This is a genomic window from Brucella sp. HL-2 (assembly GCF_025846885.2).
GTDB classification, from domain to species: Bacteria; Pseudomonadota; Alphaproteobacteria; order Rhizobiales; family Rhizobiaceae; genus Brucella; species Brucella quorumnocens.
The window spans coordinates 1-7,796 of the sequence record NZ_JAOYTK010000048.1 but is presented as its reverse complement, the minus strand read 5'-3'; the positions used below and the strand labels follow the sequence as shown (position 1 = coordinate 7,796).

The window sequence follows — 7,796 nt, the reverse complement described above, 5'->3', positions numbered from 1 at the left end:
CACCTATGACGAGCTATGGAGAGCCCTCGGCTCCGTCTGCGATCTGTTTTCGCCACAAGAGTGCCGAAACTTCTTCAAAGCAGCTCAATGTGTTGCATGATTAGCGCCCGACGCTCTAAGCTCAAATAACCGGCGACGTTCACGCAAAGTGATCTGTGAATAGCAATTCGACATCCAATTTCCTCCATGGCTAACCACATGAATTCATTGGCATGTTGCAGTTTAAAATAGAATGTACCGACGAGCTGTGGAGAGCCCTCGGCTCCGTCTGCGATCTGTTTTCGCCACAAGAGTGCCGAAACTTCTTCAAAGCAGCTCAATGTGTTGCATGATTAGCGCCCGACGCTCTAAGGACGGGGTGGATGGCGTTTTTACTGCTGATCCGAATGTCGACACGACAGCGCGCAAATATGCAACGTTGTCATTCGATGATGTCATTAAACAAGATATTTGCGTTATGGATCAATCCGCGCTGCTTTTGGCCCGTGACCATAGAGTTCCGGTGCACGTATTTGGTTTTGATCAGGACGGTTCAGTGGCAAGAATTTGCCGAGGGGAACACGTCGGCACTCTCATTGCTAACGATGTTAAAACACTCTTTGCCATTTAATTAACCCCACTGGCGCAGGGCAATTCGCCAAACTTTTGAGCTCTAGCAACTCACATGGGAAATTTCGGGTCAAGAGATTTATCTGGACGACAATTTCTTTTTGTTGTTTCAGTATCCATGGTCCGAGCCAAATCGCGTGTCACGGCGGGTTTACTTCGCCGGGTCAAACTCACATACGGTCGCCATTCTGGATGGCTGCACCATTATCCCGCTTGCGTTGCGGCAAAGGCTCAGGAAGACAAAACCATTCTTTTAATCGGTTTTTCAGGCCATAGTTGCTATCGGTTTGTCCACCTGAATCTGCCAGGATTGATCGGTCCTGGGAGATTTCAGAATTGATTGATATGCAACGTCAGACGGTCTTCATCACAGCCCCTTCAACCACAATACCTGTCGTCACATGGTAATCCCCCCATTATTAACAGGGCTTGGCAGTAGAATTTACGCAGCCATTTTCAGTTTTTGTGCGGGTGTTATACCGCGATGCCCATATTGGGCCGTCGTTGTTATACGTCCAGAGCCATTGTGTAGCGAATTCCTAGGCCTCTTAGATACTTTCAATGATGTGCTGGTCAAGCCATTCGTGTCGAACAGTTCGGTTATAGCGTTCGAATATATCGAGGTGATCGGGTAGAGCCAAAACAGACTGAACAATGTGCAGATCATTTACCTGGGTCGGATCCACGCAGGCCGATGACTTTGAAAGGAAGTCCGCCTGCTTCTGGTTGTGTCCTGCAATACAAATTCTGTCACCCGGTTCAATTACTGAAGAGAACTCGGACTGATATAGCGTTGACTAGCTTTTCATTTGTGAGTGGCGCAGCTCGCTCCTGGCGACACTTGCGGCTTATGCTCAGTTTGTTCCACATTCAGCGGCTCCGTAAAATTATATGTATGCATTTATGACTCTTCAATGTTTTATGAATTTACTTTATCCATTATATATGCCATATAAATACAAATATAAGAATTATACGATTTTGTGAATACAGGTCGCATTATGGATATTAATGAAGATAATGGTTCGCTCAGCGAGCGAATAACGACCGCGCTGATGGACGAGATCTCTACGGTCGCGATTAAACCAGGGACGGTTCTTGAAGAATCTGCGTTAACTGTTCGCTTTGGAGCTTCGAGAACACCTGTCCGGGAGGCGTTACGGCAACTGGAAGCAATCGGCCTTATTGAGATCAGACCGCGACGCGGTGCTGTCGTTCTTCCAATGACGCTTGCAAGCCTCATGGAGATGTTTGAGGTGGTTGCCGAGATGGAATGCATGTGTATTCGCATCGCGATCAATCGGATCAACGGTGCGGAGCGGGCTAGGCTGCGTGATATTTACGAAAAAATGTTGATCGCCGTCGAAACGGAGGATTTCGAATCCTACGACGCTATTAACCTCTCGTTTCATGAGACTATTTATAGGGCTACTCATAACGAGTTTCTTTATGGTGAACTGATGCGTCTTCGTATCAGGCTTCTGCCGTTTCGCCAGAGCCAGCTACATTACCCCGAAAGACTTAAGCACACCTTGGTGGAACATGGGGATATACTAAAGGCGATCATGCGTGGTGATGCTGTAGAAGCAGAACGGGTCATGCGTGAGCATATGCTCAACGCGGGCGTCACCCTTGCACATTTTATGCAGGATAACGACGAAGCTAGTATGTCCCATAAACGATGATTGCTAATGTGATATTTTCTACTATACTATAATTGCATGTTATTCGAACTATATTTAATTCATCCGTGATGATGATATTGTTTCATAATGATATAAAGGAGTAACAAAATGAAATTACTCAACTCGACTGCAGTTTTATTTTTGTTCTACTATGTATTTGGAATGGGGCAAACAAGTCACGCATCAGCATGCACACGTGCCTTCATGAACAATCACGAGGGCTATATGATCAGCGCTCGGAACCTGGATTATTTCGATTCCGTGGACCCCTCTCTTGTTATCTCGCCTCGCGGGGAAAAGCGAAATGGCGGCTCAGCCAGCAATGCAGCGCATTGGAAGTCCAGATACGGAAGCGTTGCGCTTTATGCTAACGGCATATTTGCTATGGACGGCCTCAATGAAAAAGGGCTGGCTGCCCACACACTCTTTTATAAAAATGGATCGCAGGCTCAGTCAAATAATCAGGACAAGCCGGTCCTCGAAAGCCAGGCCTGGGTTAGCTTTCTCTTAGATAATTTTGCTACGGTCGATGAGGCTGTTCAAACACTGCGAGACAATGTTCGCCTGGTAGCCAAGCACATGCCTATCGAATACGCCGCCGACGCTAAGCATATCGCCATGGAAGATGCGAGTGGTGATTCAGCTATCATCGAGATCGATAATGGTCAGGTAAATATTTATCATAACCGAACTTATCGGGTGCTGACCAATAACCCAGGCTACCCTGAAATGTTAAAGAGTTTGAAAAGGCTGGAAGCCAGCAGAAAAGATAATGTGCCTGGAGATTTAGAAGCTGATTCACGATTTGTCCGCGCAACATTTTATCTCAAAAACCTGCCAAAGCCGGATAATAAGTACGAGGCGCAGGGTTTCATTCAATCTGTCATTAACAATGTCGCCTATCCGGTAAATACGCCTCAGAGCACAGACACAAAAGAGGTAACCGATACATACTCAAAGTATAATCTGTATCCTGAACAAGAAAAGGGATCGGCAACCTATTGGACGACGATTTCCGACCTTAGCCATCTCGAGTATCATTTCAAATCCGCATTCACTAGCTCACAAGTCTGGCTCTCTTTGCAGGAAATCGATTTTAGCGAAGGACAGTCCTTGAGAAAAATAAATCATTTCAATAATTATGCGATAAATGGCTGGGAAGGTAATCTCATTTCGAAGATTTCAACCACCACATCATTGCCACCGGCAGCCGACTAAGCTGGTCACGCCGGGAGGGGGTAATCTTATCATGGCCAGGAAGTACATGGCTAACTCGGTCTGGCGGATTTGAAGTACTGCATTACAGTTCCCGGACCCGCTTAAGCCATTCGAATTACCTGATTGCAATCTACCGTATTACATTCTGACTTGTCATGGTTGTTACATTTTCACTCTTTCCTCGACGAGGAAATCTTGATGATGATTAATTACAATCAATGTAATAAAAAACATTATGTGAATAAAACTAAATGTATCATTTAATAGATATAACGACAATTATTGTATTTGCTAACTACATTATTAATCATAGATGCATTTCGAGAGTTAAACTTATTCGTGATTATATAAACGATATTGTGAATGGATATTTATTCAGCATTATCTAATTTATTATTTATGGCGACGATAAATCAAACGTCGTTATTTATGGTAAGGAAATTGAAAATGAATAAATTTTTGCTCGCGACTTTAACTACCGCTGGCGCCGTTGTTATTGGTCTCGCTATAGCCCTCATTCTTGCGGTTAGTGTCCACGCTGCCTTCGCCGAAAGTCCACATGGCGGCGCGCCAATGGAAATTCATGCAAACAACATAGGATATTGGGGAACTTAGCTCGTCGATCACGCTCTTCTTGCGTTGATCCATAAGCAAACCTCCAGCGATGGTTCCGCGCACGACTTCAGTGACGCATCGCTTTTCAGTTTACAGAACTCCGAATGGGTGCAGCACCTCTAGATTTCATTAAACGTTTCGTAATTCTCAATGATTTTAACAGATGTCCTTGGAAGATGGTTTCTTGCGCTCAGGAACGATTGAAGAGAAATGAAAATTTCCATCCAAGAGGACTATAGAAGGATAACAGAAATGAAAAAGATTGTTCTTATTGTAGCGGCTCTTGTCATTAATGTCGGTTCCGCCTTCGCTGAAAACCCGCATGTTGGCGAACCAGCCAACCTTCATCTTCGTGCACACAACAGCAGACCTGTTGCAACTCGGCACGTTGACCAAACTACTCCTGCTTTAATCAAGCAACAGACCTACAGCGGAGGCTCTGCGCATCGTTTCGGAGACGCCTCGCCATCAAGTTACCAAAAATAGTTTCTTCCGGTAGCCGATATGGCTTCGTTGCCGAAATTTCTTTGAACGGAGCCCGCATTATAGCTAAACGTACTAGTACTCCGAGTACCTTGAATTACTGTTTGAGGTAAAGAAACTTAAATGACATCCACCTTATGCCGTGCGGCGCTATACGATCATTAAACCCATTCGACCAGTCTCAAGCCTAACGGTCGTAACCCCGTCAAGCGCCGTTGCTTTGAATTAGCGGCGCTGACTTTTTCCGTGGCTCTTAATCTCTTTTTGTGGGGGTGATGCATTGCGAGACCGTATGTAGATAATCTGCTTAAATTGCGCATGATCGGTTGTAAAATGATCATGCGCCCAACTTTCCCACTTCGTTCCCTTTCTTCCATTGCGTGGTCGAGCGATGTTGCCTATGCAGATTTCATGCGCCCGAGTAAGCTGAAATCTGGTTCCATTGGCCGGAACAGGGGACTTAAGTGCTCCTCTCGCTCGACCCTATTAGCGTATGAAGCCAGAAATTGAGAAGCCGCCAAAAGAATCTCCACAGTATCCGCTGGCAATAGTGGAATCTGTACCACGTGAAACGATTGCGAGCGCAGTTTGCAGGATTAGCTCACCGTACCAAAGGTATAATCATGACATCTTCTGTTCTTTTTAAACCCTACAAGCTCGGCACCCTCACGCTATCCAATCGTATCGTAATGGCGCCACTGACTCGAAACCGCGCGAATGAAGACCTCATCCCAAGCCCATTCTCCGCCGAATACTATGCGCAGCGTGCCTCGGCCGGCCTAATAATTGCCGAGGCGACCCAGATCTCTGCTCAGGCTCAGGGTTATCAGGATACTCCGGGCATTTATACAGATGCTCAGGTCGATGGATGGCGCGCCGTTACCACTGCAGTGCACGCTTGTGGCGGCCTGATCTTTCTACAACTTTGGCATGCAGGCCGTGTCTCCCACACATCGGTGCAGCCAGGTGGTCTAGCACCTGTCGCACCATCAGCTGTTCGGGCAGAAACCAAGACCTATGTAAACAACGGCCCCGCGGACGTTTCTGAGCCCCGCGCATTACTGATAGAGGAACTGCCGATCATTATTGATGATTTCCGCAACGCCTCTGCCAGAGCCATGGCTGCGGGCTTTGACGGTGTCGAAATCCATGGGGCCAATGGCTATCTACTCGATCAATTCTCCAAAGACGGTGCCAACTATCGCACCGATTCCTATGGTGGCTCGATTGAAAACCGCGCACGACTGCTGTTGGAGGTCACCCAAGCCGTTGTCTCGGAGATCGGAGCCCAGCACACTGGTGTAAGGATTTCGCCCGTCTCACAGGCGGGTGGGATATCGACGAGCGATCCGCAACCGTTATTTGATTACATCGTTACGGAACTGGATAAGTTATCACCTGTATACTTACACGTGATTGAAGGTGCGACGGGCGGACCAAGAGATATTGCGCCTTTCGACTATTCTTCTCTTAAGCGCCGCTTCCGCAACACCTATATTGCCAACAACGGCTATGACAAAGCCCTTGCCCGATCCGCGCTGGCTTCGGGCGCAGCAGATCTGATATCCTTTGGTCGTGGCTTCATCGCCAACCCCGATTTGGTGGAACGCCTAATGCGAGGGGCACCATTGGCTGCGTTCAATCAAAAGACGCTTTATGGCGGTGGTGCAGAAGGATACACCGACTATCTGCCCTTCTTTGAAAGAACTTAACTTAATCCTAATTTTGCCCGGCAAGGTGCAGAGAAAAGCGTGCATACGTAGCTTACGCCATCACGAAACTGGCTGTGTCGCAAAGACCTGAAATGGCGAACGGTTGTCGTTCACGAATTGGTTCTTGCGGATCATGTGGGGCTGTGTTGCAAACTTTTCGTCAACGAATGAGCTGATAGGATCTTGGCTTTTAAAGAGCTGAATATTTTTGATGTTCAAGGGCCGCCATTTCGATAAGTCTGTCATTTTCTTATGCGTCCGATGGACGCCTGGCTTACAATCTGAGCTCGCGCAATCTGAAGGAAATGATGGCGGAGCGTGGTGTCGATCAGAAGTGGTTCGGGAAATTTGAACAGCTAGGATAAGTGGAATTTCTGCCTGACTTCGGCTTAGATGTCGAGAACAGGAGATACCATGACGAGACGACCACGCCGGAACCATAGCCCGGCTTTCAAGGCAAAAGTTGCGCTCGCTGCAATCAGAGGCGAGCAGACGCTTGTGGAATTATCCCAGCAATTCGACGTGCACGCGAACCAGATCAAGCAATGGAAAGATCAGCTTCTTGAGGGGGCGACCGGTGTTTTCGGCGACGAGACCAAGGCGGAACCAGCAGGGCCTACCGTCGACGTCAAAACGCTTCACGCCAAGATCGGCGAGCTAACTCTGGAAAATGATTTTTTAGCCGGAGCGCTCGGCAAGGCGGGATTGCTGAGCGGAAAGAAATGATCGACCGCACGCACAAGCTGTCGGTCGCAAGGCAGGCGAAGCTCCTCGGGTTCAGCCGTAGCAGTGTCTACTATTCACCGCGCCCAGTATCGGATGGCGATCTGGCACTGATGCGCCGGATCGATGAATTGCATCTGGAATATCCATTCGCGGGAAGTCGGATGTTGCAGGGGCTTTTGAAGGGAGAAGGGCTTGAGGTTGGGCGGCTGCATGTCGCCACTCTGATGAAGAAGATGAGCATCGAGGTGATCTACCGCCGTCCCAACACTTCGGAGCCCGCACCTGGACACAAGATTTATCCCTATCTCCTGCGCAAGCTGGCGGTCACCAGGCCCAATCAGGTCTGGGCCATGGACCTGACCTACATCCCCATAGCGCGTGGTTTTGTCTATCTCTGCGCCGTCGTGGACTGGTTCTGTCTTGGCGGTTGTCGATTACGATGGAGGCGGACTTCTGCATTGAGGCGGTCGAGGAGGCGCTTGCTCGTTACGGCAAGCCAGACATCTTCAACACAGATCAGGGTTCGCAGTTCACGTCCATTGACTTCACTGCCGTGCTGAAGAAGGCCGAGATTGCCATCTCGATGGATGGAAAGGGCGCTTGGCGCGACAATGTCTTCGTTGAGCGGCTAGAGCGTGGGGCGATTATTTTGAATCGTTAAAGAGGGTGATATTTGTTGGCATTTCGCGCTTTTTAGATTGATGATTCATTGGGTCAGGAGGAAAAGCTATGTTCCAGCAAGCTTATT

General features: G+C 48.0%; 6 protein-coding genes and 4 pseudogenes. 7 read left to right on the top strand and 3 right to left on the bottom strand.

The annotated features are described in order from the left end of the window. Positions 1-328: 328 nt before the first annotated feature. Positions 329-610 (top strand): amino acid kinase family protein, encoded by a 282-nt coding sequence (locus OIV19_RS23075; protein ID WP_264234207.1) that lies wholly within the window; start codon positions 329-331, stop codon positions 608-610. Positions 611-1,051: 441 nt separating this feature from the next. On the opposite strand, the pseudogene OIV19_RS23070 reads toward OIV19_RS23075, so the two are convergent. Together OIV19_RS23070 and OIV19_RS23065 are read right to left on the bottom strand one after the other, a co-directional pair. Continuing rightward, a pseudogene (locus OIV19_RS23070) lies at positions 1,052-1,220 on the bottom strand (integrase core domain-containing protein); the annotation flags it as partial. A gap of 54 nt (positions 1,221-1,274) precedes the next feature. Beyond that, positions 1,275-1,349 (bottom strand): annotated as a pseudogene (locus OIV19_RS23065) (hypothetical protein); the annotation flags it as partial. Positions 1,350-1,610: 261 nt separating this feature from the next. Between OIV19_RS23065 and OIV19_RS23060 the strand changes: the two are divergent. Further along, positions 1,611-2,294 (top strand): GntR family transcriptional regulator, encoded by a 684-nt coding sequence (locus OIV19_RS23060; protein WP_264234206.1) that lies wholly within the window; start codon positions 1,611-1,613, stop codon positions 2,292-2,294. Between the two features lie 108 nt (positions 2,295-2,402). Then, positions 2,403-3,512, top strand: a complete 1,110-nt coding sequence (locus OIV19_RS23055) for a linear amide C-N hydrolase (protein WP_264234204.1) — start codon at positions 2,403-2,405, stop codon at positions 3,510-3,512. Between the two features lie 471 nt (positions 3,513-3,983). Here the strand turns inward: OIV19_RS23055 and OIV19_RS23050 are convergent, their stop codons facing one another. Next, the gene (locus OIV19_RS23050) at positions 3,984-4,160 is read right to left on the bottom strand and encodes a hypothetical protein (RefSeq protein ID WP_264234203.1); all 177 of its coding nucleotides are present in this window, start codon (positions 4,158-4,160) and stop codon (positions 3,984-3,986) included. Between the two features lie 219 nt (positions 4,161-4,379). Here OIV19_RS23050 and OIV19_RS23045 point away from each other — a divergent pair, with 219 nt between their 5' ends. The 4 genes and pseudogenes from OIV19_RS23045 to OIV19_RS23030 all read left to right on the top strand — a co-directional run. Beyond that, positions 4,380-4,613 carry a hypothetical protein gene (locus OIV19_RS23045; RefSeq protein ID WP_264234200.1) on the top strand — a complete coding sequence of 78 codons (234 nt, stop codon included), beginning with the start codon at positions 4,380-4,382 and terminating at the stop codon, positions 4,611-4,613. Between the two features lie 620 nt (positions 4,614-5,233). Then, positions 5,234-6,322: an alkene reductase gene (locus tag OIV19_RS23040; protein ID WP_264234199.1), complete on the top strand. Its 1,089-nt coding sequence runs from the start codon at positions 5,234-5,236 to the stop codon at positions 6,320-6,322. A 211-nt stretch (positions 6,323-6,533) separates the two neighbouring features. After that, positions 6,534-6,648: pseudogene (locus OIV19_RS23035) on the top strand (IS6 family transposase); the annotation flags it as partial. Between the two features lie 88 nt (positions 6,649-6,736). Continuing rightward, positions 6,737-7,685, top strand: a pseudogene (locus OIV19_RS23030) (IS3 family transposase); the annotation flags it as partial. Positions 7,686-7,796 lie beyond the last annotated feature (111 nt).